General features: G+C 32.5%; 26 protein-coding genes. 9 read left to right on the top strand and 17 right to left on the bottom strand.

Annotation, left to right across the window (positions count from 1 at the left end):
- Both ACJQQZ_RS05575 and ACJQQZ_RS05580 read right to left on the bottom strand, forming a co-directional pair.
- On the bottom strand, window positions 1–942 hold the full coding sequence (locus tag ACJQQZ_RS05575; RefSeq protein ID WP_124227835.1) for a DHH family phosphoesterase: 942 nt from the start codon (window positions 940–942) through the stop codon (window positions 1–3).
- Between the two features lie 28 nt (window positions 943–970).
- Window positions 971–2,269, bottom strand: a complete 1,299-nt coding sequence (locus tag ACJQQZ_RS05580; protein WP_002452209.1) for a DRTGG domain-containing protein — start codon at window positions 2,267–2,269, stop codon at window positions 971–973.
- 203 nt (window positions 2,270–2,472) lie between these two features.
- On the opposite strand from ACJQQZ_RS05580, the gene ACJQQZ_RS05585 reads away from it, so the two are divergent.
- The gene (locus tag ACJQQZ_RS05585) at window positions 2,473–2,886 is read left to right on the top strand and encodes a universal stress protein (protein WP_002452208.1); all 414 of its coding nucleotides are present in this window, start codon (window positions 2,473–2,475) and stop codon (window positions 2,884–2,886) included.
- Window positions 2,887–3,132: 246 nt separating this feature from the next.
- Here the strand turns inward: ACJQQZ_RS05585 and ACJQQZ_RS05590 are convergent, their stop codons facing one another.
- A complete protein-coding gene (locus tag ACJQQZ_RS05590) occupies window positions 3,133–3,822 on the bottom strand; it encodes a metal-dependent hydrolase (protein ID WP_002452207.1) in 690 nt (229 codons plus the stop codon).
- Between the two features lie 144 nt (window positions 3,823–3,966).
- Here ACJQQZ_RS05590 and ACJQQZ_RS05595 point away from each other — a divergent pair, with 144 nt between their 5' ends.
- Window positions 3,967–5,022 (top strand): M24 family metallopeptidase, encoded by a 1,056-nt coding sequence (locus ACJQQZ_RS05595; protein ID WP_124227837.1) that lies wholly within the window; start codon window positions 3,967–3,969, stop codon window positions 5,020–5,022.
- A 79-nt stretch (window positions 5,023–5,101) separates the two neighbouring features.
- On the opposite strand, the gene ald is transcribed toward ACJQQZ_RS05595, so the two are convergent.
- Complete coding sequence (gene ald, locus ACJQQZ_RS05600; protein ID WP_124227838.1) at window positions 5,102–6,217, bottom strand: alanine dehydrogenase; 1,116 nt, start codon at window positions 6,215–6,217, stop codon at window positions 5,102–5,104.
- 153 nt (window positions 6,218–6,370) lie between these two features.
- Between ald and ACJQQZ_RS05605 the strand changes: the two genes are divergently transcribed.
- Entirely contained in the window at window positions 6,371–6,871 is a 501-nt protein-coding gene (locus ACJQQZ_RS05605; RefSeq protein ID WP_002452204.1) for a universal stress protein, read from the top strand.
- Between the two features lie 167 nt (window positions 6,872–7,038).
- Here ACJQQZ_RS05605 and ACJQQZ_RS05610 read toward each other — a convergent pair whose 3' ends face one another.
- The 7 genes from ACJQQZ_RS05610 to ezrA form a co-directional block, all read right to left on the bottom strand.
- A complete protein-coding gene (locus tag ACJQQZ_RS05610; RefSeq protein WP_002452203.1) occupies window positions 7,039–8,277 on the bottom strand; it encodes an acetate kinase in 1,239 nt (412 codons plus the stop codon).
- Window positions 8,278–8,364: 87 nt separating this feature from the next.
- Window positions 8,365–9,312, bottom strand: a complete 948-nt coding sequence (locus ACJQQZ_RS05615) for a class I SAM-dependent methyltransferase (protein ID WP_002452202.1) — start codon at window positions 9,310–9,312, stop codon at window positions 8,365–8,367.
- Between the two features lie 134 nt (window positions 9,313–9,446).
- Window positions 9,447–9,941: a thiol peroxidase gene (tpx, locus tag ACJQQZ_RS05620; RefSeq protein ID WP_002452201.1), complete on the bottom strand. Its 495-nt coding sequence runs from the start codon at window positions 9,939–9,941 to the stop codon at window positions 9,447–9,449.
- 226 nt (window positions 9,942–10,167) lie between these two features.
- Window positions 10,168–10,944: a TSUP family transporter gene (locus ACJQQZ_RS05625; protein WP_124227840.1), complete on the bottom strand. Its 777-nt coding sequence runs from the start codon at window positions 10,942–10,944 to the stop codon at window positions 10,168–10,170.
- A 25-nt stretch (window positions 10,945–10,969) separates the two neighbouring features.
- Window positions 10,970–12,193, bottom strand: coding sequence for a tRNA uracil 4-sulfurtransferase ThiI (gene thiI, locus ACJQQZ_RS05630; RefSeq protein WP_145506607.1), 1,224 nt, complete (start codon window positions 12,191–12,193; stop codon window positions 10,970–10,972).
- Entirely contained in the window at window positions 12,193–13,332 is a 1,140-nt protein-coding gene (locus ACJQQZ_RS05635; protein ID WP_124227842.1) for a cysteine desulfurase family protein, read from the bottom strand. Before ACJQQZ_RS05635 ends, thiI begins: the two co-directional genes overlap by 1 nt.
- Window positions 13,333–13,578: 246 nt before the next feature.
- Window positions 13,579–15,282 (bottom strand): septation ring formation regulator EzrA, encoded by a 1,704-nt coding sequence (gene ezrA, locus ACJQQZ_RS05640; RefSeq protein ID WP_145506610.1) that lies wholly within the window; start codon window positions 15,280–15,282, stop codon window positions 13,579–13,581.
- A gap of 135 nt (window positions 15,283–15,417) precedes the next feature.
- Between ezrA and ACJQQZ_RS05645 the strand changes: the two genes are divergently transcribed.
- Together ACJQQZ_RS05645 and rpsD are read left to right on the top strand one after the other, a co-directional pair.
- Window positions 15,418–15,882, top strand: a complete 465-nt coding sequence (locus ACJQQZ_RS05645) for a GAF domain-containing protein (RefSeq protein WP_002452196.1) — start codon at window positions 15,418–15,420, stop codon at window positions 15,880–15,882.
- A 228-nt stretch (window positions 15,883–16,110) separates the two neighbouring features.
- Window positions 16,111–16,713, top strand: a complete 603-nt coding sequence (rpsD, locus tag ACJQQZ_RS05650; RefSeq protein ID WP_002467124.1) for a 30S ribosomal protein S4 — start codon at window positions 16,111–16,113, stop codon at window positions 16,711–16,713.
- Between the two features lie 426 nt (window positions 16,714–17,139).
- Here rpsD and ACJQQZ_RS05655 read toward each other — a convergent pair whose 3' ends face one another.
- Entirely contained in the window at window positions 17,140–17,877 is a 738-nt protein-coding gene (locus ACJQQZ_RS05655) for a glycerophosphodiester phosphodiesterase (RefSeq protein WP_124227844.1), read from the bottom strand.
- A gap of 77 nt (window positions 17,878–17,954) precedes the next feature.
- Here ACJQQZ_RS05655 and ACJQQZ_RS05660 point away from each other — a divergent pair, with 77 nt between their 5' ends.
- The 3 genes from ACJQQZ_RS05660 (at window position 17,955) to serA (ending at window position 21,263) form a co-directional block, all read left to right on the top strand.
- Window positions 17,955–18,395 (top strand): OsmC family protein, encoded by a 441-nt coding sequence (locus ACJQQZ_RS05660; protein ID WP_002452193.1) that lies wholly within the window; start codon window positions 17,955–17,957, stop codon window positions 18,393–18,395.
- Window positions 18,396–18,514: 119 nt separating this feature from the next.
- Window positions 18,515–19,678 carry a pyridoxal-phosphate-dependent aminotransferase family protein gene (locus ACJQQZ_RS05665; RefSeq protein WP_408023093.1) on the top strand — a complete coding sequence of 388 codons (1,164 nt, stop codon included), beginning with the start codon at window positions 18,515–18,517 and terminating at the stop codon, window positions 19,676–19,678.
- Window positions 19,668–21,263 carry a phosphoglycerate dehydrogenase gene (serA, locus tag ACJQQZ_RS05670; RefSeq protein ID WP_145506614.1) on the top strand — a complete coding sequence of 532 codons (1,596 nt, stop codon included), beginning with the start codon at window positions 19,668–19,670 and terminating at the stop codon, window positions 21,261–21,263. The genes ACJQQZ_RS05665 and serA overlap by 11 nt, the downstream gene beginning before the upstream one ends.
- Window positions 21,264–21,331: 68 nt before the next feature.
- On the opposite strand, the gene ACJQQZ_RS05675 is transcribed toward serA, so the two are convergent.
- Window positions 21,332–22,456 (bottom strand): HAD family hydrolase, encoded by a 1,125-nt coding sequence (locus ACJQQZ_RS05675; RefSeq protein ID WP_124227847.1) that lies wholly within the window; start codon window positions 22,454–22,456, stop codon window positions 21,332–21,334.
- A gap of 102 nt (window positions 22,457–22,558) precedes the next feature.
- Window positions 22,559–24,037 carry an N-acetylglucosamine-specific PTS transporter subunit IIBC gene (gene nagE / locus ACJQQZ_RS05680; RefSeq protein ID WP_124227848.1) on the bottom strand — a complete coding sequence of 493 codons (1,479 nt, stop codon included), beginning with the start codon at window positions 24,035–24,037 and terminating at the stop codon, window positions 22,559–22,561.
- Between the two features lie 371 nt (window positions 24,038–24,408).
- Between nagE and ACJQQZ_RS05685 the strand changes: the two genes are divergently transcribed.
- Entirely contained in the window at window positions 24,409–24,735 is a 327-nt protein-coding gene (locus ACJQQZ_RS05685; protein ID WP_124227849.1) for a DUF2147 domain-containing protein, read from the top strand.
- A gap of 54 nt (window positions 24,736–24,789) precedes the next feature.
- Here the strand turns inward: ACJQQZ_RS05685 and ACJQQZ_RS05690 are convergent, their stop codons facing one another.
- From ACJQQZ_RS05690 to ACJQQZ_RS05700, 3 genes are all read right to left on the bottom strand, one after another.
- Window positions 24,790–25,104, bottom strand: coding sequence for a hypothetical protein (locus ACJQQZ_RS05690; protein ID WP_145506618.1), 315 nt, complete (start codon window positions 25,102–25,104; stop codon window positions 24,790–24,792).
- Window positions 25,105–25,162: 58 nt separating this feature from the next.
- The gene (locus tag ACJQQZ_RS05695; protein ID WP_124227851.1) at window positions 25,163–25,504 is read right to left on the bottom strand and encodes a hypothetical protein; all 342 of its coding nucleotides are present in this window, start codon (window positions 25,502–25,504) and stop codon (window positions 25,163–25,165) included.
- A gap of 155 nt (window positions 25,505–25,659) precedes the next feature.
- Complete coding sequence (locus tag ACJQQZ_RS05700; RefSeq protein ID WP_124227852.1) at window positions 25,660–26,277, bottom strand: lysophospholipid acyltransferase family protein; 618 nt, start codon at window positions 26,275–26,277, stop codon at window positions 25,660–25,662.
- Between the last annotated feature and the right edge of the window lie 76 nt (window positions 26,278–26,353).

A 26,353-nucleotide genomic window follows, 5' to 3' on the forward strand; every position in this document is an offset into this window, starting at 1 on the left:
TTATTGAAGCTTTTTACGTAATGCTTGTGCTAGTGAATCAAATTCTTCCCAACTATATACTGAGACACCTGATGCATTAGGATGACCGCCACCACCGAAATCATTTGCTATATCATTAATGACATATTGTCCTTTAGAGCGTAGGCGACAACGAATTTGATCTCCTTCGTCTACACCAAACATCCAAATTTTTAGCCCTTGAATATCCGCTACCGTATTTACAAATTGCGACGCCTCATTTGCTTTTATCTTATATTGTTCTAATACGTCTTTAGTGATTTTTACTTGGCAGTAGCCATCACTATGCAATTCAAAGTTTTGTAATACATAACCTTGAAACGGCATTAATCGTGGGTCTTTTTCGGACATTTTATTAAGCTCAGCATTATGATCAAATGGGAAACCAAGTAGTTTTCCTGCAACTTCCATTGTATGTTGTGTTGTATTACCGAATAAGAAGCGGCCAGTATCTCCGACAATACCTAAATAAAGTACACGTGCGACATCTTCATTAATGATACTTTCATCATTGAAATGTGAAATCATATCGTAAATGATCTCACTTGTTGATGATGCTTCTGTATTAACTAAATTAATATCACCGTATTGATCTACTGCCGGGTGATGGTCAATCTTCAATACTTTCTTACCTAAAGTAAACCTCTGGTCATCTACACGTGGCGCATTCGCAGTATCACATACTATGACAAGCGCTTCTTTATAAACGTTATCCTCAATTTGATCAAATGACCCTATAAAGTTAAGCGACGCTTCTTCATCACCTACTGCATATATATCTTTATCTGGGAATTTAAGTTGTAAATAATATTTAAATCCTAATTGTGACCCATACGCGTCTGGATCAGGTCTTACATGTCTATGAATAATTACTATTTCATTTGATTCAATTTCTTTCATTATATCGTTCATAAGTGTTTCCATTTATATAACTCCTCTAGTTGATCTTTTATTAATATCCCTCAAACATTTGACATATAACTGATGCAATCGCTACTTTTTCATTTTGACAATACATCGTCACTTCTAATTTCGCAAAGTATCTCCCTACATCGAGCATTTCATATTTAACATCAACACCAGTTTCAATAGGCACTGTTTTTAAGTAAATGATATTTAAACTTTCTATCATCACATTACCCTTTTTATACTTTCTCATTTCATGTCGTAAAGTTTCTTCTATAATTCCAACAAATACTGCTTTACTTAAGGTACCATAATGATTGGTTAATAATGGAGATACATCAGTTTGAATACCATCATGATTAATAGTAATATGTTTAGCAATTTGATCATTAATCGTTTCACCAATTTGTGGTTGTCTCCCTAGTAACTGCATTGATTTCAATACATCTTGTCTATTGATAACACCGACTGCTTTTTTATTATTATCGGTAACTGGTAGAAGTTCAATACCTTCCCAAATTAATAAATGTGCACAACTTGCGACAGTGTTTGACAACTTAACACTGATAGGATGCTTAGTCATAACATCTTCAATCATATCATTGTCGTTCATATTAATAATTTCTCTACTGGTTACGATACCTACTAACTTGTAATCTTTATTTACAACAGGAAAACGTGTATGTCCCGTTTCATTCGCGATTTGTTTATAATCTTCTAAAGTCATTGTGTTTAATAATACAGACAATTCGTTTATTGGTTTTACAATATCTTCTACCACTAAAATTTCTTTTCGAATTTTTTGGTTGAACATCGCACGGTTAATGATATTTGCAACTAAGAACGTATCATAGCTAGATGACAATACTGGTAAATCGTGATCATCTGCATATTGAATGACTTCTTTTGTTGGTTGAAATCCACCTGTAATTAAAATGGCTGTACCACGTTTCAATACTTCGAGTTGTACATTTCTTCTATTTCCTATAATTAATAAAGTTTGCGGTCCAATATATCTTAAGATATCACTTAATTCCATAGCGCCAATGGCAAAGTTAGATACCGTTTTATTGACGCCATTCTTACCAGCAATAATTTGTCCTTCAACAATATTTGCAATTTCATTAAATGTTAAATTATCTATTTCATCACGATTTCGTTTTTCAATTCGAACAGTTCCTACTCTATCAATAGTTGTAACCATTCCTAGCTGTCCAGCATCTTTAATTGCTCTGTAGGCTGTACCTTCAGATACAGCTAAATCTTTGGCGATTTTCCTAACTGAGATTTTTGAACCAATTGCTAATGATTCAATATGCTTTAAAATTTGTTCATGTTTAGTCATTACGTTACCTCTTCTTAGAACAATGTTATGCCTATTATAACTTTTTAATGAAAAAAAATCATTGACGCACACTCCTAAATGATTAAAACCCTTATATTAAATTTACAACTTTTGTAAAATGATAATTTTATTAAAAAACCTTTTAATTTAAATGGAAATATCCATCTTTTTTTATTAGAATGGAAATGAGGAGGGGTGATCTTATGTATAAAAAGATTTTATTAGGCGTAGACACTCAATTAAAAAATGAAAAAGCTTTAGAAGAGGTTTCAAAACTTGCTGCTGATGACGCAGTAGTCACTATTTTAAATGCTATTAATGAACAAGATGCTCAAGCGTCTATTAAAGCTGGAGTTCACTTAGACAAAATTACCGAAGAGCGTAGTAAACGTTTAGAAAAAACACGTAATATTTTAGAAAGCTATGGTATTGATTATGATCAAATTATCGTTCGCGGGAATGCTAAAGAAGAATTACTTAAACATGCAAATAGTGGCAAATATGAAATTGTAGTTTTGAGTAACCGCAAAGCTGAAGAAAAGAAAAAATTCGTTCTTGGTAGCGTAAGTCACAAAGTTGCTAAACGAGCAACTATCCCTGTACTAATCGTAAAATAAAATCTTACTTAGCTTATTTACACTAGTTATCTATTGAGGCTCACACGCCTTTGATGGATAATTAGTGTTTTTTAATTAAAAAGGTTGGGACAAAAGCGTTTATGATTTGAGCAGAACCAAACGATGAGCAAAATTATTTTCCAAATTTTGTCGAATCATAAGATTCTGCCGATAATCCTGCTTTTGGGACGCCGTTAATCGGTTTCCCAGAGCACAAACACTATATGTCTCAACCTCATCTCAAAATTAGAATTTAACTTCTTGACCTGGTTCTAATATTTGAACATCCCCTACTTTAACTGCATCTTTAAATTGCTCTGGGTCTTGTTCAATTAGTGGGAAAGTATTGTAATGAACCGGTACTGAAATACTAGGTTTAATGAATTCATTTATTGCATAGGCTGCATCGTCTATGCCCATCGTGAAATTATCACCAATTGGAATAAAACAAACATCTACAGGATGTCGTTTAGCTATTAATTCCATATCGCTAAATAAACCGGTATCTCCTGTATGGTAAATTGTTTTTCCTTCTGCTTCAATTACGACACCCATAGGCATACCTAGATACACCGGAATACCATTTTCATGTGTATAACTTGAACTATGGAACGCTTGTACATATTTAACGCTACCGAAATCTAATTCAGCTTTACCACCAATGTTCATACCTCTTACATTTTCCACACCATGATAAGTACTTAAATAGCCGGCAATTTCTGCACTACCGATAACTGTAGCATGATTTCTATTAGCTAGTTCTACTACATCACCAAAGTGGTCTTCATGACCATGAGTTAAAATAATATAATCTACATCTAATCTTTGTTCATCTAAATCACATTTATCATTTCCTGAAATAAAAGGATCTACAATGACTTTTTTACCATTTCCTTCAAAATAAATTGTTGATTGACCATGAAATGAAAGTTTCATTATCTTAGCCCTCCTAATCGTTTATATGCATATTATACCCTAGCGACTGCGTTTTATAACACGAAAGAATGGAATAATTCAAACTTTGAAATATGTAGTTTTTTAGCATAAAATTAAGTTAATCATTTAAAGGAGGAAAACTTCATGACAAAGATCAATGAAATCATTAATTATCTACAAAAAGAAAATGCTGATGCTGCTTGGATCACTACACCATTAAACATTTATTACTTTACTGGCTATCGTAGCGAACCGCATGAAAGATTATTTGCATTATTAATTCAAGCTAGTGGTGAAACTGTTTTATTCTGCCCTAAAATGGAAGTTGAAGAAGTTAAAGCGTCTCCTTTTGACGGTCAAATTATAGGTTATTTAGATACTGAAAATCCTTTCGATTTATATCAACAATCATTCGAACGTATGCTAATTGAAAGTGAACATTTAACAGTTAAACGCCAACGTGAAATAACACAAGCCTTTCATGTAGAACAATTTGGTGATATCGACCAAACGATTAAAAACTTAAGAAACATCAAGTCAATTGATGAAATTGAAAAAATTAAGCATGCTGCTCATTTAGCAGATAAATGTATAGAAATCGGTGTAAACTATTTAAAAGAAGGCATCAGTGAACGTGAAGTTGTGAATCATATCGAAAATGAAATTAAGAAATATGGTGTGAATGAAATGAGCTTTGACACTATGGTATTATTTGGCGATCACGCTGCTTCACCACACGGTGTTCCTGGTAATCGTCAATTACAAAATAATGAACTGGTTCTCTTTGATTTAGGTGTCATCTACAACCATTATTGTAGTGACATGACTAGAACAGTACAATTTGGTACACCTAGCAAAGAAGCATTAGATATATATAATATTGTTCTTGATGCTGAAACATCAGCAATTGATGCTATTCGTCCAGGTGTAAAATTAAAAGAAATAGATAAAATCGCGAGAGATATTATTGATCGAGCAGGCTATGGTGACTACTTCCCTCATCGTCTTGGCCATGGTTTAGGCTTAGAAGAACATGAATACCAAGATGTTTCTAGCACTAATGATAATGTTTTAGAAGCGGGAATGGTCATTACTATTGAACCTGGAATTTATGTACCGGGGGTTGCTGGCGTACGTATTGAAGATGATATTTTAGTTACAGATAGTGGTTGTGAAATATTAACGCATTACGAAAAATAATCCTGTCTTCAACATTATTAACACCCTCAAATGTATTAGATGCATTTGAGGGTGTTATTTATATATTGATGATTTTAAATTATTTTAAGGCATCTTCAACAGATGTGTATTTCATATTAAATGCTTCTGCAACGCCTTGATGTGTTACATGACCTTTGTACGTATTTAATCCTAAAGATAAAGCATGGTTAGATTTAAATGCCTCTCTATAGCCTTTGTTTGCTAATATCTGAGCAAAAGGTAATGTAGCATTATTTAATGCTAATGTAGATGTACGTGGTACTGCACCAGGCATATTAGCAACTGCATAATGAACAACGTCATGCTTAATGTAAGTTGGATCATCATGAGTTGAAATTTTGTCTGTAGTTTCAAAAATTCCACCCTGGTCAATTGCAATATCTACAATTACAGAACCATTTTTCATTTGTTTAATCATATCTTCTGTTACAAGATTTGGTGCTTTAGCGCCTGGAATTAATACTGCACCTATAACTAAATCACTTTCTTTAACATACATTTCAATATTTAATGGGTTTGACATAATAGTATGTACTCTTCCATCAAACAGATCATCTAATTCTTGTAGACGTTTAGGATTAACGTCTAATACAGTGACATCTGCGCCTAAACCTAATGCAATTTTTGCTGCATTTGTGCCTGCTTGGCCACCACCAATAATTGTCACCTTACCTTTAGGCACACCTGGCACGCCTCCAAGTAAGATACCCATACCGCCATTAAACTTTTGTAAAAATTCAGCACCGATTTGTGTTGCCATTCTACCTGCAACTTCACTCATCGGACTCAACAATGGTAATGAACGATCTGGTAATTGTACAGTTTCATAGGCAATACCAATCACTTTATTATCTACAAGCGCTTGTGTTAATTTTTCTTCATTTGCTAAATGTAGATAAGTGAATAAAATTAAACCTTCTTTGAAATATTGATATTCTTCTTCTAATGGTTCTTTAACTTTAACGACCATATCAACATCCCAAACTTGTGATGCTTCTGAAACAATGTCAGCCCCTGCTTCTTTATAATCTATATCTTCAAAGTATGAGCCCATTCCAGCATTAGTTTCTACTAAAACAGTGTGTCCTTGTTCAACCAAGGCATGTACACCACTCGGTGATAGACTTACTCTGTTTTCATTGTTTTTTATCTCTTTAGGAATACCTATTTTCATTCCACACACCTCCTCTATTATAGTAACGCGAAAGCCTACTAAAATACAAATGAAAGCGCCTACAAAAATACACAAAAATGTTAATTTTTAAAGTAATATTTTCTGAAAAATGTGGTAATATATAAGTAAGAAAAGACGAAAGGGGTACTGACGATGATTACTTACAAAAATATTTTAATCGCAGTCGACGGTTCACACGAAGCAGAATGGGCATTTAATAAAGCAGTTGGCGTTGCTAAACGTAACGATGCCAAACTTACAATTGTGAATGTCATTGATTCAAGAACTTATTCTTCTTATGAGGTATATGATGCTCAATTTACTGAAAAATCTAAGCACTTCTCAGAAGAATTATTGAATGGTTATAAAGAAGTTGCGACAAATGCTGGTGTTACAAACGTTGAAACGCGTTTAGAATTCGGTTCACCAAAAGCAATTATCCCTAAAAAAATCGCACCTGAAGTTGGTGCAGACTTAATTATGAGTGGTACTTCAGGTCTTAATGCAGTTGAGCGTTTTATCGTAGGCTCAGTTTCTGAAGCCATTGTTAGACACGCACCATGTGATGTGCTAGTCGTAAGAACTGAAGAAATGCCAAATGATTTCCAACCACAAGTTGCTACACCACAATTACGTGAAAGATATTCAAATTAATTGATAATAAAATTATCATTATTACGCCAGCAAATGATTACATTTGCTGGCTTTTTTATATTCTGTAGAAAATTGTTATTACTTTATTTCATAATTAATTTATCTAAATAAAGTTATCTCTATAAACTAAAAAAGGAACGACATTGTCGCTCCTCTCATTCACTATATTATTTTGATTCAACATTTTCTTCTGAAGATGTTTCTTCAGTTTCTAAACCACCATATTTGATGACATCTCTAGATATCATTACTTCTTCATCTGTTGGTACTACAAGAACTTTAACAGGTGAATGTGGGTAGTTAATATCACCTTCTTCACCATGGAGGTTTTCATTTTTCTTAGGATCCCAATAAACACCCATAAATTCTAAGCCTTCTAATACTTTACCACGAATAATATGAGAGTTTTCACCTATTCCTGCAGTAAATACAATGACATCAACACCATGCATTCTTGCAGCATATGAACCAATGTATTTATGGATTTTAGAGGCAAATAAATCAAGTGCTACACGTGCTCTGTGACGACCATGTTTAGCTTCTTCAGTTAAGTCACGTAAGTCACTAGATGTACCAGTGATACCTAATAAACCAGATTCTTTATTTAAGATATTAAGAACTTCATCTGCATTTTTACCAGTTTTTTCCATAATATATGGAATTAATGCTGGATCTAGGTTACCTGAACGTGTACCCATAGTTACACCTGCTAATGGTGTGAATCCCATTGATGTATCAATTGATTCTCCTCCATCAATAGCTGCGATTGAAGCTCCGTTACCAATATGACATGAAATAATACGTAAATCTTCAATAGGTTTACCTAATATTTCAGCCGCACGTCGTGATACATATTTATGACTTGTACCATGGAAACCATATTTACGAATACCATAATCTTCATAATAACGATAAGGTAAACTATATAAATATGCTTGTTCTGGCATGGTTTGGTGGAATGATGTATCAAAAACTGCAACATGTGGGATTTCAGGTAATAGCTTTCTAAATGCTCTAATACCCATTAAGTTAGCAGGGTTATGCAATGGTGCTAATTCACTCAATGCCTCAATTTGTTGTTCAACTTCATCAGTAACAACTACTGATTTAGGGAATGTTTCACCACCGTGTACAACTCGGTGACCAGTACCTTGAATCTCATTGATATCTTCGATAATATGATGTTCTTTAAATTTCTCTAACATCAAGTTAACTGCTTCTTCATGATCTTTAATATCTCTGACTTCAGTTAATTTTTCCCCTTCAACAAGAATTGTAAAAATAGAATCGTCCATACCAATTCTTTCTACTACGCCTTTTGTTACTGTTTTTTCTTCAGGCATTCTAATAAGCTGGAATTTCAAAGATGAACTACCAGCATTAATCGCCAAAATTAATTTTGACATAAGATTTTGTCCTCCATCATTTGTTTAGTTATATTTTTCACATTTTATTTTATCATTAATACAGTTTGAATTCTATACTGTTACAGATTATTTTTTTGTATGATTTGTGTCCATCCATTGATTTAATTCAGTTATAAAACCTTGGAATTGTTGTGGGTTTTTAAAATCAGGAATATTCGCTAGGAATACTTCAACTGGTTTTGTTACATCTGCTTTTTTCTTCTGTAATATCAGTATAGATTTACGCGCTTTTTCATTTTTAAATAACGTAGATGGTAGATTTAAAAATGCTTGCATTTCCGTTTCTGTAGTAATGAATTTTTCTAACTGTTTCACATGTTCTCCTGAGAATAACTCGCTTGGAACAACTAAAAATGCATATCCTGCCCCTTTTAATGCATTAACAGCTTGTTCAATAAGCAAGTAATGGGAGTAACTATGCCCCTCTTTGAAACCTAGTTTCATTTCTTTACTACGGTCATCTACTGGATAATAACCAATAGGCAAATCACCAATTACAATATCAGATTCTTCTAATGGTAGTGGCATAATAGCATCTTGTGGATATACATCGAAAGGTATTTCTAGGTAGTTTGCAAGGTGAACGCTCACTCTAGAAAGCACTGGATCCACTTCAATAAGATGATGCATAATTGTTGTCTCAGTTAACACTTCTTTAACAGCAGCACTTAAGTGACCTGCACCACTTGCAATATCAACCACATGCAACTCGTCATTATCTTGTGTAAATCGTTGAACTAAGAAACCTAAAATTAAACCAATTGAATCTGGTGTGATTTGATGATTAGCCTGTATATTTTCTTCTTGCATTAAACTTAAATATGCAAATTGGAATGCTTTTCTTCTATCTTGAAGAGTAGCTTGTTCTAACATTTCTCGTTGATTAGTATAGATATCTTCCATTGCTAACCCTAGATTTTCTATAAAACTTTGTCCATTTTCTTGGTTTAAAGTTTTAGCTTTTTCATCTAAGTGATGGAATAATCTTTCCATAATCGTATTTTCTTCTGCCATTTAAATCCCTCTCTATAAAAAGCATCCATCGCTTTCATAGTGAAATCAGTTGATGTCATATTATCACTTGTAAAAAACAATGGATGCTTATTTCTCACACTACTATCTAAAAGTTTCCATCTTTAGACAAATAGTTATAAATTTTTGTATGCTTCTAAGGCTTTTTCGAAATCTGGGAAGTTTGTACCTTCACTTACAATTTCTTTATATACCACTTTGTTGTCTTGATCTAGTACGAATACTGAACGAGCTAATAATCGCATGCCTTCCATCACCACACCAAAGTTTTCACCGAATGATAAATCTCTATGGTCACTTAATGTTACCACATTATCTAAACCATTAGATGCACACCATCTTTTTTGTGCAAATGGTAGGTCAACTGAAATTGTTAATACAACACCATCTTCTTGTGATGCTTCTTCATTAAACTTACGTGTTTGTTGATCACATACACCAGTATCAATAGATGGTACTACACTGATCAATTTTTTCTTATTAGCATAGTCATCTAAAGATTTTTGATTTAAATCGTTATCTAATACTGTGAAATTAGGTGCAACATCTCCCTCATTCACTTGTTGTCCTGATAATGTTACTGGGTTATTTTTAAATGTAATTTCAGTCATATATATGACCTCCTATTTATATTTTTCATTCATTAATATCATACGACATCAATATGACCAAATTCAATTTTAAACTTTTATATCTTAAAAATTCGTTATATATAGTGTTAAATATTTTTACTAAGGAACATTCGATTTATTCAAAAAGCAAATCTTATTATGAATTGATAGTACTTACGTTTAAGTCCATCTACTTCAATAAAGATTTGCTTTCATTTTAATTATATTAATTTGTAAAAAAAGGTAATAAGTAGTCATATGCATTTTTAAGTATCAATAGTGCAGTGACTGTTATAAATAACAATTTAACATAACCCACACCTTTACTTATGGCGAATTGTGCACCCACATATGAACCTATGATCATACTGACTGCCATTATTAGTCCATAAAAATAATCAACTTGTCCTAATATCATAAATAAGATTAAAGCCCCTATATTGGATGCGAAATTGAGTACTTTAGCATTGCCTGCTGCACTTAAAAAGCCAAATCCAAACATAAGTAATACAAATAACATGAATGACCCTGTACCACCACCAATAAATCCATCATAGAAACCAATAATAAGATATGCCATGACAAACATAATGGCTTTCATTCGTGTGAAAGTGGTGAACGTCCTAACTGAACCCCAATCTTTTTTTACTAAGGTATAAATAAATACTAATGACAATGCAATAATAATTAATGGTTTTAAAAGTTGTGCAGGTAATAGTGTTGCTAAATAAGCACCAGCTAAAGATGCTATAAGGACAAACGGAAACAGTTTTGATACTATTTTCAAATCAACATTACCTGATCTAATAAACTTGATGGTGCTTGTCAGTGTCCCAAATGAACTTGCTAATTTATTTGTTCCTAGTGCTACTGCAGGTGGCAATCCAATTGCTAGTAGTGCAGGAGTAGAAATTAATCCTCCACCACCTACGACTGAATCAATAAATGATGCTAAAAATCCAAACAAAACAATAATCAATATGACATATATATCCCATTCCATGTCATGACCCCTTTGCGATTATTTATTAGAATAAATCTTCCATTAAAGCATCAGTTGATTTATCTTTTTCAGATTTATAATTTTTATCTACCATAATTGTTTCAATGTTTTCGACAGCTTCATCCACCATACTATCAAAGTTAAATACACTTTCGTATTCTACAACTTTATCAAAGTCTGGTTCTGTTACTGGGTTTTTAGGGGTGAAAATGGTACAACAATCTTCATAAGGTTGAATGGAAACTTCGAAAGTACCAATTTCTTTAGCCTTTTTCACAATATCTTCCTTATCAAGCGTTAATAAAGGGCGTAACACTGGCGTTGATGTAACGTGATTTATCGCATACATGCTATTGAGTGTTTGACTTGCAACTTGTCCAAGGTTTTCACCATTGACGATACCTAAAGCGCCAATTTTATGCACTAATTGATCAGCCACTCTCATCATTAATCGACGAGTGGAAGTCATCGTATATCTTGGATGTACTGACTTATTGATTTGTTTTTGTAAATCTGTAAAAGGCACGATGTGTAATTTAATTGGACCAACACGTTCAGACATTATACGTGTCAGTTCTATAACTTTATCTTTAGCTTTTTCACTCGTAAATGGCGGACTATGGAAATGTATCGCTTCAATTGTCACACCACGTTTCATTACTTCCATACCTGCAACAGGTGAATCAATTCCTCCAGATAACATCAAAAGCGTTTTACCGCCTGTACCAACTGGTAAACCTCCGGATCCTTGAATGACTTCCACATAAATATAGATTGCATCTAAACGCACTTCTACACGAATTTCATGTTGTGGTTGTCTCACATCTACTGTTAGTCCTTCCACATTTTTTAATACTGCTCCACCAATTTCTCGCTGTAGCTCATAAGTATCTTTAGGATAAGACTTATCTGATCGCTTAACGTCAATTTTAAATGTTGAACCATGATCAAATGATTGCGCTAATTGCACAGCGACATTAGCCATGGCTTGATCATTCTTTTCTGTTTTCAATACCGGACTGATTGATTTAATACCATACACTTTAGATAATCGATGTATGATTTCATCAATATCCGCTTCTTCGAACAACTCTATGTACATACGATCTCTTTTACCTTTAATATGGAATCCTTCTAAAGGCTTCAAAGCTCGTGTCACATTAGTTTTTAATTGATTCACAAATTTTTTACGGTTTGAACCTTTAAGTGTTAACTCACCATATCTAACTATTAAGTGGTCATATCTCATTACTTCAACAACTCCTTCACTTCTTCATATATAATTTCAAATTTATCTTTAAAGTTATCGATATCTTTTTGTGTAGTCATCTGTCCCATTGATATTCTAATACTTCCTTCAATTTGTCGGTCAGAAATACCCATTGCAAGCAATACTTCATTGAGTTTACCCCTTTTAGAAGAGCAAGCGCTCGTAGTAGATACCATAATATCTTGTTTTGAGAACGCATTGACTAAAACTTCCCCTTTAACACCAGGAAATCCTAAATTGATGATTTGTGGTGCAGCATCTTCAGGAGAATTAATTTTAATACCAGGGTATGTTAGAACCATGGCTCTAATTTGTTGTTGGTAAGAAGACAATCTTTGATGCAATTCATCTGTCTGTTTCATAGCATTATTAATCGCTTTTGCCATTGATACTGCCATTGGTAAATTAACTGTACCACTGCGAACGCCATATTCTTGACCTCCACCATGTATAATGGGCTCGATATTATGTGCTGTTCTAGTGATCAAAAGTCCTTGTCCTTTTAAACCGTTAAATTTATGACCACTTAAACTCAAACTATCAATACCTTCTATATTGAACGGTATTTTTCCTAAAGCTTGTACCGCATCTACATGAAAGTGCGCTTTAGGGTAATCTTTTAGTACATTGACAATTTGTTGTATTGGTTGAATCTGCCCCATAATATTATTGACATACATACATGTTACAAGGCCTACCCGTTCATTCATTATGGACTTCAAATGCTCGATATCTATCTGCCCATTTGATTGAACATTGACATATTTTAATACAAAACCTTCTTTTTCAGCTAAATATCTCACTACTTCTAATACTGAAGGGTGTTCTAATACAGAGGTTATGATTTCATTGGCTGTATCTTTTTTGCGATAAGCTATTCCTTTTAACGCCATATTATTAGATTCTGTAGCACCACTTGTAAAAATAATATCATATGAGTGATTTAATCTTAGTGCTTGATTAATTTGTTCTTTCGCTTGTTGCAACAATTTTTCTGCTTGTAAGCCAGCCTGATGAGGACTATTAGGATTATAATAAAGTGTCTCATTAACCTTTACAAAGGAATTCAAAACACTAGGATCTACTTTGGTTGTTGCTGCATTATCTAAATAAATCACTGATAACACTTCACTTTCTACATTTTTTACTTAGCTAATTTTATATACTACTGTCAAATATCATTGATATAGTATATTTCTATACTTAGACTACTATGAGTAATTATTTATTCAGTTTAATTATATTTTTCGTTATTTAACTATTAAAAAGCATTTCTAAATAAGCATACTCATGCATTATACTATTTTTTTGTAAAAATAAAAGACATGACTTCCAATTAAATGGAAACCATGTCTTATTATTAATTAAAATCGTTTTGATTTAATTACTTGCTCTTCAATATGTTTCGTAATACCAGGTTCTACACTTTCAAGTGCTTGTTCTGAAATTTCAATAGAACGCTTATAACGATTGTTTTTAAATAAACGTTCTGCTTCATTTAAGCTTTTATCAACACTTTGGTGATCTTTACGGTATCTGTTACCATATTGAATTAGCTTTTCAGCATAAACTGCATTAATTAATACATCGTTCGCTTCATCTTCAAATGTATTCATTTGAATGACGATTTTAGCAACTTTATCTTTTAATTGTTTGACGTGAATTGGTCTTTGACTAAATTGTTCATCAACTTCACGTACTTCATAATCGATTTCATTCTTCATAATAATGAATCGTTCTGGCACGCTAGTTAAGTTAGAAGCTAATAAGCGTCGATAAACCTCTTCTTTTTTAGATTGTACGCGCAATAAGTTATCTTCTGCCTCAGCTTCGTCTTCACGTAATTGAATTAAATGATTTTGTAATTTATCTTGCTTTTCATTAATCACACTTACATGATCTTCTAAATATTGTAAATTATCTTGTACTTCACTATATCTAACAGCCGACTTAGACATTTCTTTAAGAATCTCATCATATACTGAGATAAGATTTTGAATTTCATTTTCAAACTGTCTTACGCTTTGAACATCTGATTCATTAATATAGTAATTCTCACGAACATATTCAATTTCTGTTTTCAATGTATAATTCATGTCTTTGGCTTTGAATAAGTCATCAGTGATAACATCTTTAGTTTCTTCAACTTCATTCTTTGCCTTAACTTCATGTTCGATTAAGTCATACATTTCATCTAACTTATCATTGATATATTCAAGTTTGTCATTCGCTTCATTTAATTCTAATCTACTAATCATTGGTTCTACGAAACTCAATTCTGTTTTAAGGCTTTGAACAGTACCATCTACTTTAACATGATCTAAATCATAGCCTTCGACTTTTAAATCTCTACAACCATATTTTAAATCTTGGAATTGACCAGGAAGTTCCTTTTGAGCTTCACGAATTAATTCTGGTATTTCTTCCATATATTCTTTTAATTGTTGCATTTCTTCATGTAAAGCTGAAATATGGTTATGCGCTTGAACATAATTTCCGTCAGCTTTTAAAACTTCGTATTGAGATAACTTTGGTTCAAAGTTTTCAATTTCTGATTCTAATGGACCAGCTGCTTCACCATATTGGTGACGATTAGCTAATATATCTCGTTTCATTTCACGATGATCTACTTTACATTTTTCATATAATGCTTCGTTATCTTTATGTAATGCAACTATTTCATCCACTTGTGAAACTTGATTATTATAACTTGCTTCGTATTGATCCATTAATTCATGCGCATCATCAATTTCTGCTTGAGCACCTGAAAAGTTAAACTTATCTAAAAGTTCTTCAGCGTTGTGAATTTTTTCCTCGACAGGAGCTAAGTATTGATTAGTATTTTCTAAGTTGTCTTTCTTCATTGCATCGTACTTCGTTTTAGTTTCACCTTTTAGGTTTAAACTAGATAATTTTTTAATATTTTGATCAAAAGGTAATTTTTCAATATCTAATTTACGTTCTTCAGCTTTTTCAACGAGCTGTCGTTTATTCGATCGCAAGTAGAACATGATACCCACAGCAATCAATATAATAACTATTATTGCTAAAATGATATATAACACCATATATACTTCTCCTCCTATGTTATCACTCTATATTATAACGTAATTTGTCTTTTCATTAAATCAGAAAATGTATTTATTGATAGAATATTTTAAACACCTTATACTTATATAAAATAACGGTTAAGGGGAGACAATATGTCAGACATCAAAAACACAAATTATGACTTACTACAAAAACAACTCATTAGCTTAATAGAGGATGAATCAAATTTAATAGCGATATTGAGTAACACATCTGCACTTCTCAATGATCACTTAGACCAAGTTAATTGGGTTGGTTTTTACTTAATTGAAAATAACGAACTCATCTTAGGTCCTTTCCAAGGACACCCTGCTTGTGTCCATATACAAATTGGTAAAGGCGTTTGTGGTACAGCAGTCTCTAATAATGAAACACAAGTTGTAAAAGATGTCCACCAATTTCCTGGACACATAGCATGTGATGCCAATAGTAATTCAGAAATTGTCATTCCAATACATAAGGCCAATGAAATTATTGGTGTTTTAGATATTGATGCGCCAATTAAAAATAGATTTAATAATGAAGACCGCAAAGAATTGGAAAAAGTTGTTTCGATAATAGAAAACCAAATTAAATAGTTGAATTAAAAGTATTGACTCTTACGCATAAACTGTTACAATGAAGTTTGTGTGAATTAACGAAAATAGCAGTTGTATATTATTGAGCGCTATGTTGTTCCCAATGCGGACGTGCCGTGTAACTGTCGCTATAAGGTGAAGACACATAAAACAACATATCTTAATAAGCATATAACACTCTTTTTTGTTTATTCATAACAACAAAAAAGAAAAAGGAGGAGTCTTATTATGGCTCGATTCAGAGGTTCAAACTGGAAAAAATCTCGTCGCTTAGGTATTTCTTTAAGCGGTACAGGTAAAGAATTAGAAAAACGTCCTTACGCTCCAGGACAACATGGTCCAAATCAACGTAAAAAATTATCAGAATATGGTTTACAATTACGTGAAAAACAAAAATTACGTTACTTATATGGAATGACAGAACGTCAATTCCGTAACACATTTGACATCGCTGCTAAACAATACGGTGTACACGGTGAAAACTTCATGATTTTACTTGCTAGTCGTTTAGACGCAGTAGTTTACTCATTAGGTTTAGCACGTACACGTCGTCAAGCACGTCAATTAGTTAACCATGGTCACATCGAAGTTGATGGCCGTCGCGTAGACATCCCATCATATTCATTAAAACCTGGTCAAGAAATCGCTGTTCGTGAAAAATCTCAAAAATTAAATATCATTACTGAGTCTGTTGAAATCAACAACTTTGTTCCTGAATATTTAAACTTTGATGCAGACAGCTTAAAAGGAACTTTCGTTCGTTTCCCTGAACGTAGCGAGTTACCAGCTGAAATCAATGAACAATTAATCGTTGAGTACTACTCAAGATAATATGTTTATATTCTTCACCCTTTCTCTTTGGAGATTGGGTGTTTTTTTATTTCCATAAATAATTACAGGCTGGGACATAGATATATACGTCAAGTTACATTTATATTTAGGCTTTAGTTGACTGAAATGAAAAAGCACTTATAATAAGTATTTTCCTTTCTAGTCAACCTTGCCGGGGGGACGGGCCCCAAACATATAGAATTTCGAAAAGAAAATCTACAGACAATGCAAGTTGGGGATGGATAACGATAAAGAAATACTTTTTCTTTAGAAATTAGTATTTCTTATGCATGAGTTTCACTCATGTATTCCTATTTTAAAGTACACATTAGCTGTGGCTAATGCGTAAGAACCACTACATCATAAATGATTAGTGGTTCTTTATAATTTCTATCCCACTCCCTCCTTTTCTATAGTGATTTATCTTTATAATCGGTCTGGTATATCCGTAATAATGCCATCAATATTTAGGTCTATGAGTTTTCTTGCTTCTTTAGAATCATTAACTGTATATGGCATCACTTTTAAATGCTCAGCATGTGCTTTTTCCATAAAATGTTTGTTAACAATGCTATAATTAGGATTAATATAGTTAGCAATTTTTGCAATCGCTTTAAAATCTGGTGATTTATACCAATATTTTTTCTTACTTATTAACACACCTAGTTCATAAGGCACATTCATATGCGCTAATTTACTGACACTGTCAAAATCAAAAGATTGCAAGATTACCTTATGTGTTGGAACTTGTTTCTCTTTAAGTTGATCTACAATCATCTTTTCAATGCCCGGATATTGGCTTGGCTTTTTAATTTCAATTAGTAATTTTTTTGAACTTCGAGAATGTAAATCTAATACTTCATCAAATGTTGGAATTTGTTCGCCTTCAAAATGACCCTGATGATAAGAACCAAAATCCAATTTTTTTAATTCTTCTAATGTATAATCTTTAACTTTACCTTTACCATTAGATGTACGATCTATCGTATCGTCGTGAATGACAACAAGTTGCTTATCCTTAGTATAATGTATGTCAATTTCTAACATATCTATAGGTAATGCGAAAGCATGTTGGTAGCCTATTAATGTATTTTCAGGATAGTCTTGTGGTAAACCACGATGAGCAATTAATTGATATGATGGATTTGAATGTTCATTCGACATGAAAGTCACCTTTCTTTTAATCTGATTAATAATATTCTAAACTTAAATTACCATAATGACACAGGAGGTCAATCTAAATGGTCCAACATGACTTTAAAGTTCAAACCACTTGGCAAGGTGGTAGAAATGAAGTTGGTCAAGTAACTGGCGACGTGATTAATGAACAAATATCTATTCCAGCCTCTTTAGAAGGTACTGGTGTGGGTACCAATCCTGACGAACTATTAGTTAGCGCAGCATCATCTTGCTATATTATTTCCTTGGCAGCAACACTTGAAAGAGCTGGTTATAAAGACATTTCAATTACACAGCAATCCATCGGCAATGCTGTATTTGAAAATGCAAAATTCAAAATGACATCCATTACACATTATCCAGAAATCAAAGTAGCAGACAAAGATAAAGACAATTTAGAAAAGCGATTACCAAAATTATTAAAAATTGCTGATAATAATTGTATGATTTCTAACTCGATTAAAAACAACGTCATAGTTCACATTGAACCAATTATAAAATAACTATAAAGCTGTCAGATTGATGAAAATCATTGCTTAAATCTGACAGCGATTTATTTAACCTTTTAAATTTTCAGAATATTTGTTAAAATGGTTCAATATTACACTTGGAGGAATGACTTATGCATTATTATCAACCCCTTTTACTTACACCAGGACCAACCCCAGTACCCGATGAAATTATGTCCCAAATTCAATTACCTATGGTAGGCCATCGTTCTTCGGATTTTGAAGTGATTGCTGAAGATGCTTATAGTGGCTTAAAACCAATATTCGGTGCCCAAAATGATGTCTTAATATTAACATCTAGTGGTACGAGTGTATTAGAAGCAAGTATGTTAAATATCGCTAATCCTGAGGATCATATCGTCATTATTGTTTCAGGCGCCTTTGGCAATCGATTCAAACAAATAGCTGAGACTTATTATAAAAATATCCACGTCTATGACGTTTCTTGGGGCGAAGCAGTCAATGTTAATTCATTTTTAGATTTTCTTAAAAGTTTAAATGTCAAAGTCACTGCTATTTTTACCCAATTTTGTGAAACATCTACTGGTGTATTACACCCTATCCATGTACTTGGACGAGAAATTAAATCTTATGATTCAGATATCTATTTTATAGTTGATGGCGTAAGTTGTATTGGTACCGTCGATGTTGACTTGGTCAAAGACCATATTGATGTTTTAGTGTCAGGTAGTCAAAAAGCAATTATGTTACCACCAGGTTTAGCTTTTGTCGCTTATAGCACTAGAGCGAAATCAAGATTCAAAGAAGTTACAACACCAAGATTTTATCTTGATTTAAACAAATATATAGATTCATCTACTAAACACTCTACTCCTTTTACACCAAATGTTTCATTATTTAGAGGTGTGAATACATATGTTGACTTAGTTAAGCATGAAGGTTTGAACCATGTTATTCAACGTCATTATATTATTCGAGATGCGTTACGACATGCTCTTAAAGCACTAGACCTCGACGTATTAGTTAAAAAAGATGAAGTTGCTTCCCCTACCGTTACAGCATTTATTCCAAATTCCAAAGATGAATTGACAATAATTAAAAATCAACTTAAATCTAGATTTAATATTACTATTGCAGGTGGTCAAGGGCATCTTAAAGGAGAAATACTTAGAATTGGTCATATGGGTAAAGTCTCCCCATTTGATATTCTATCCGTTGTTTCCGCATTAGAACTTATTCTTACTGAATATAGAAACTCAAATTATATTGGTACAGGTGTATCAAAATTTATGGAGGTAATACAGCATGAGTCATAAAATTTTAGTTTCGGATCCTATTTCAGATGAAGGTATTAAAAGTTTATTAGAACATCCTGACTTTGACGTCGATATTCAAACTGATTTAACAGAAGAGACATTGGTAAATATAATTCCTGACTATGAAGGGTTAATCGTGAGAAGTCAAACACAAGTTACTGACCAAATTATTGAAGCTGCATCAAATTTAAAAGTAATTGCTAGAGCAGGTGTTGGCGTAGATAATATAAATATTGAAGCTGCGACATTAAAAGGTATACTAGTCATCAATGCACCGGATGGCAATACCATCTCAGCAACTGAACATTCCATCGCAATGATTTTGGCTATGGCTAGAAATATTCCACAAGCGCATCAATCTCTAAAAGCTGGAGAGTGGAATAGAAAAGCGTTTCGTGGCACAGAATTGTATAAGAAAACATTAGGTATTATTGGTGCTGGACGTATTGGTTTAGGTGTAGCAAAACGTGCACAAAGTTTTGGAATGCAAATATTGGCCTTTGACCCATATTTAACGGAAGACAAAGCCAAATCATTAGATATTCAATTGGCTACTGTAGATGAGATTGCTTCAAAGTCAGATTTTGTAACCGTCCATACGCCTTTAACACCTAAAACAAAAGGTATTGTCGGAGATAACTTCTTTAAAAAAGCGAAACCTAATTTACAAATAATCAATGTAGCCCGAGGTGGGATAATTGATGAAGATGCACTTATCAATGCTTTAGACCATGCTCAAATTTCAAGAGCTGCCATAGATGTATTTGAGCATGAACCCCCTTTAGATTCGCCATTAATTAAACATGATAAAATTATAGTGACACCACATTTAGGTGCATCAACTGTTGAAGCACAAGAAAAAGTAGCTGTCTCTGTTTCAAATGAAATCATTGATATATTAACTAAAGGGACTGTCGAACATGCAGTCAACGCACCTAAAATGGATATGAATGAGGTTGACCAAAATGTAAAAGATTACTTATCATTAGCCACTACAATTGGGGAATTTGGTATCCAACTCTTAGAAGGTGCACCGAGTGAAGTAACGATTACTTATGGCGGAGATGTAGCAAAAATTGATACAAGCCTAATATCAAGAACCATAGTATCTAATATTTTAAAAGAAGACTTTGGAGATGAAGTCAATATTATCAATGCTTTAGCTTTATTAAATCAGCAAGATGTAACCTATCAAATTGAAAAAAATAAAAACGAATCAGGTTTTAGTAACTATATTGAATTGTCATTATCAAATGATAAAGACACAATTAAAATTGGTGGTACGGTATTGTACGGTTTTGGCCCAAGAATTGTTAGAATCAATAATTTCTCTTTAGATTTCAAACCTAATCAGTATCAAATCGTTACATGTCACAATGACCAACCAGGTATAGTTGGTAAAACAGGTAATTTATTAGGAGATAACGGTATTAATATTGGTTCAATGACTTTAGGTAGAACAATTGAAGGTGGTCAAGCATTAATGATACTATCTATTGACCAACCAGCATCACAAACCCTTGTTACTGAACTTAACAATGCGATACCATTCAATAAAATTATAAGTACTAAACTAACACTTTAAATCAATAAAAGCTACAAAATATGTGATTGATGACATCATAACATCTCTCATATATTCTGTAGCTTTTTTTATAATAATATGTCGCGGATATTTCCCACATGATTAACAATATAATCGGCATCGTTATTTTCTAATTCTGTCTTAGCCTGTTCACCTTTTAGTCCAGTTAAAGTTCCTATAAATGTAGCACCTATTTTCTTTGCACTTAATAAATCCGCTAATGAATCACCTACAATAAATACTTCCTCTTTTTTAACTATATTATTTTGATGTGTTATATATTTGAAGTATTCATCTTTCTTATTACCACTTAATGTTGCTATATAACTAAACGGATTTGGCTTTCCTAAAGGTTTATATTCAGCAAACATAGTTTCAGCTTTTAACACTTCGCTTGCTGTCACAATGTGCTTTTCATCAAAATATGAAAGTAGATTCAGTGTTTGAAATGGCACGAGTGTTTCCGTTCTTGGTCTACCTGTAGCAATCGCAATTTGATAGCCACTAGCTTTCAAATCATTGAGTAGATCTTGAATCTCTTTAATAGGACGTATTAAAATTTCTTGATGAATAAAACCACTTTTATTTTGCTTGTACGGTGCATGACCTCCAACTACTTTAAACAATGTTGACCCTAAATACCATTCTTGATATATAGATTGTGTTAAATTCCAAAGCGGACTTTTAAAATCAAAGTATGATACATTGTTCGTATTTAATTCATTTCTCGCATACTCTTGTAATCGAGAGAAAATATTAGACTTTCCGCTTTGAACATGTTCTAAAAATTTAAGTGGCAATTGGTAATCAATTTGATAATTAGATTTTATCAATTGACCTATATGTTGTAACTGTTCTCCATTAATTTGTTGAGACTGAAGTATCTTTTCTACTTCATCAGATGGTAATGCTTTTAATATCTGAATATAATGTAAACTAAAGACAATATATAACATGTCCCAATTTGAGTTTAAACCGAGTGACTTCAACTTTTTTAAAACGTCATCGTTGACGAATATATCTGCTCTAATTCGATCAATATCTTCATTTTCAAGAAGACTTAAATCTATATCAGGTTTCAATCCTAAATAACTTTGATCCATTAGTAATTCATAGACAGTCAAAGCTGAAACATCAAAGCAACGTTCTTCACTTAAAAAAACACCATCTACATCAAACAATACTGACTTCATCTATAAACTCCCTTTCAGAAAATTCTGATACTATATAATATACATGTTGTAAATAAATAGAGCAAATTCAAATTATGAATTTGCCCTACCCTATTAAAAATATTATGATTCGATTTGTTTTTCTATTTCGTCTGCGACTTGTTGTACATGAGTACCAATGATGACTTGAGTTGAATGTTTACCACTCTTAGTGACACCAACAGCACCTGCACTTTTAATTTTCTGTTCATCGATGATTGAGTTATCTTCAAGCTCTAATCTTAGTCTTGTTGCACAATTTGTCAAAGTAGTAATGTTTTGAGCGCCACCCAAACCATCAAGAATTTGTGAAGCTGATTTACTATATTTACTTCCATTACTTTGCTTAGTATCAGCACTTTCCTTTTCAATCGCATCCTCATCAGTTGGATCAACTAATTCATTGTCACCTCGTCCAATGGTATTTAAATTAAAGAACTGTATGACAAATCTAAAGATAACATAATATAAAATGAAGAATACAATACCTTGTACTAATAACATTAATGGTTGATTAGCTACTGGATTTATTAGAGATAATATGTAATCTATGAGTCCTGCACTAAATGAAAATCCAGCTGTCCAATGAAAAGTAGCAGCAATAAATAATGATAATCCAGTTAACAATGCGTGAATAACATATAATATAGGTGCAACAAACATAAATGCAAATTCAATTGGCTCTGTAACACCTACGAAAAAGGCAGCTATCGCACTTCCTAAGAACCAACCATATACTTGTTTTTGTTGAGATGTTTTAGCTGTATGGTACATTGCTAAAGCTGCTGCAGGCATACCAAACATCATAATTGGAAAGAACCCTGCTTGGTACCGACCTGTAATACCATGTACAGCATCTTTACCTGTTTGGAATTTACCAATATCATTGATTCCAACTGTATCAAACCAAAATACTGTGTTTAATGCATGATGTAAACCCGTTGGAATTAATAAACGGTTGGCTACACCATAAATAAATGCGCCAAATGGCCCCATACCTACAATCCAAGTACCAAATGTCACAATAGCATTATAAACAACTGGCCATACAAATAATAAAATAACTGCTATAAATGTACAGAAAAATGCGGTTAGTATAGGTACCAGACGTTTACCACTGAAAAATGATAATGCGAGTGGTAACTCTGTTTCACTAAATCGATTATAAGTATACGCCGCAATAAGACCAATAATGATACCTACAAATACGTTGCCGTTATCCATCTTGTCGAATGCTTCACCTAATGATGATGGCTTAACATGCAAGATAGGCGCTAATTTATCTGGTGATAACACTTTGGTTACTACAAAGAAGCCTAATGCTGATGCTAATGCGACTGCACCATCATTCTTCTTAGCCATACCAATGGCTACACCTATAGCAAATAATATGCCTAATTGCTCAAGAATAGTAGTACCTACGGCAACAAAGAATTGAGCCACTTGAGGTAAGGCATGTAAAACGTTTAGCGCGTTACCTATACCAACTATAATCGCTGCTGCTGGTAATACTGCCACTGGTAACATCAGTGAACGACCTAAATTCTGAAAAAATTTAAACATGTAACACTCCCCCTTTATTTTTGTTGGATGATAAATGACAATTTTCAATTTCTCAAATTTATCATTTAATTTGTAATTTTGTATATGTATGAAAAATGATGTAAATCACTGTCATATCAACTTATATCCTTACATATTGTATCAGAATCAATAGATAAATAAAATTGCATTTTCATGCTAATTATGAACTTTTCAAGTTTTTTGTTTTTTTAAATTTGATAGAAGAACACTTCTGTTAAAATTCACATTGAAATAAAAGTAATTATGATATTTTACACTAATCTATTTATAACAAATTATACAAAATATATTATACACAATATTTTGATTTTTTGATAAAATGATAGCAATCAATAAGGAGGTTGAGCTTTATGAAAAAGATTTTAGTAATCGTTTCAATTTTTAGTGTCTTATTAGTAGCTTGTTCAAGTAGCCCTACTAAAAAGGCGGAAGGTAAATGGCAAAATGAGAATGGTGATATTATCACTATAAAAGGTGAATCTCTCAAAGTCACAACTGAAGGTGAAACTGCAGAAGGATCAATAAAAGATGATAAAGAACATAAAGATCTTGCCAAAATTAATTTAGGTGGCTCAACTGGTTATTTAAAAGTTGGTAAAAAAGCGGTTTACGCATTAGAAAAAACAGATGAAAAACCCGATGATAGTGAAGCAAAATTCGAGAAAATCAAACAATAATATTAATACCCGTTAAAATCTAAACATGATTTTAACGGGTGTTATATATAATCATTATTTTACTTTTTTCGCTTTGGCAACTTCTTCATCAGAACCAGCCTTTAACTTTAATTTTAATGTATCATCTTCTAGCTTATAATCAATTTTCATAGGATGATTTTCATAATATAATGTTATGATTTTATCATCTTTATTTATTTTACCGTGTAAGACTTCTTTTTCATTTTCATTAGAAACCTCAACCTTATTGTTTTTCTTAATTTCTATCGTCCCGCCATTGTCTTCCACTTTGTATTTACCATAGATTTGATTACTACACGCTGTTAATATAAAAAGCATCGTAAGCGTAATCGCCATTATTTTCTTCATACTGTTTACACCTTTCAATTAGAAATTCAGTATAAAATATGCAATCTCAAAAATTAAATTACTCTTTTTTCAATTCAATTTTTTCATCATCTTTATCTGGATTAATTAATATGAGTTTATCCCCTTTAACTTTATAATCAAATTTCATTGTTTCATCCTGCACTTCAAACGTCATTGTTTTTTTATCTTTGTCAATTCGCCCTTCAACATTACCATCATTCTTTTCTACACCAAAAATACCACCATCATTTTCTAGTGATTTTAGATGTAAAGTTGCACGATCACTATCTTTACTTGCTTTAATGCTCATTTCATCATTTTTATATGTACCATCTACTTTACTACCGCATGCTGCTAACAAAATAAGCATGCCTAAACATAATACAATTATTCTTTTCATTTAAAATGTCCCCCTAAAATTTAAAATGTTTTGTACATCATAACAATGATGGAGGACACATATTGTCTATTTACTTATACATTAAAAAACATATTAAAAAGGTTGGATATGATTCAAAATATTTCATTGAATCCCTATCCAACCTTAATGTCTAATTATAAATTTTTAGCTAATTCATTTAATTCTTTTTGCAATGCTGTTGTTTGGCGTTCGATTTCTTTTGTTAAGTAATCTACTTTTTCATTTCTTTTTAAGTCTTTAGGTAAATTACTTGTATCAATAGGTTCACCAAACTTTATTAATGCTTGACCTGTAACCAGTCCATGTAATTTTTTAGGTCCTACATATGCTGCAGGAAGTATAGGTGCTTTACCTAACATAGCTATTGTTGCTGCACCACGTTTCAATGGCACACCTTCTGCAGATGTTCTGTGACCCGTTGGGAAAATGCCAACTGTTTTATTCTCTTTTAATAATTTAATTGGTCGTTTTAATGTGCTTGGACCGGGATTTTCTCTATCTACTGGAAATGCATTTAATGCAGTTAAAAATTTACCGCCCCATTTATTACTAAATAATTCTTTCTTTGCCATGTAATGGATTTGGTTTGGATAAATAGCCATACCTAACATTATCACTTCGTTATAACTTTCATGTGTACAAGTCACAACATATTGATTATCTTTCGGTACATTTTCTTTTCCGATAACAAATAATGATTTACCTAACTTAACTAAAATAAAATACAAGATACTACTAATCACTCTATACATAGTTACACCTACTCTTATAGTTTTCTGTTTAACATTTAGATTTTATCATTTAGATACTTGTTGAACAAGATAAGCT

The sequence above is a fragment of the Staphylococcus sp. KUGN1 genome (assembly GCF_045984185.1).
In the GTDB taxonomy this organism is placed as follows: Bacteria; Bacillota; Bacilli; order Staphylococcales; family Staphylococcaceae; genus Staphylococcus; species Staphylococcus warneri_A.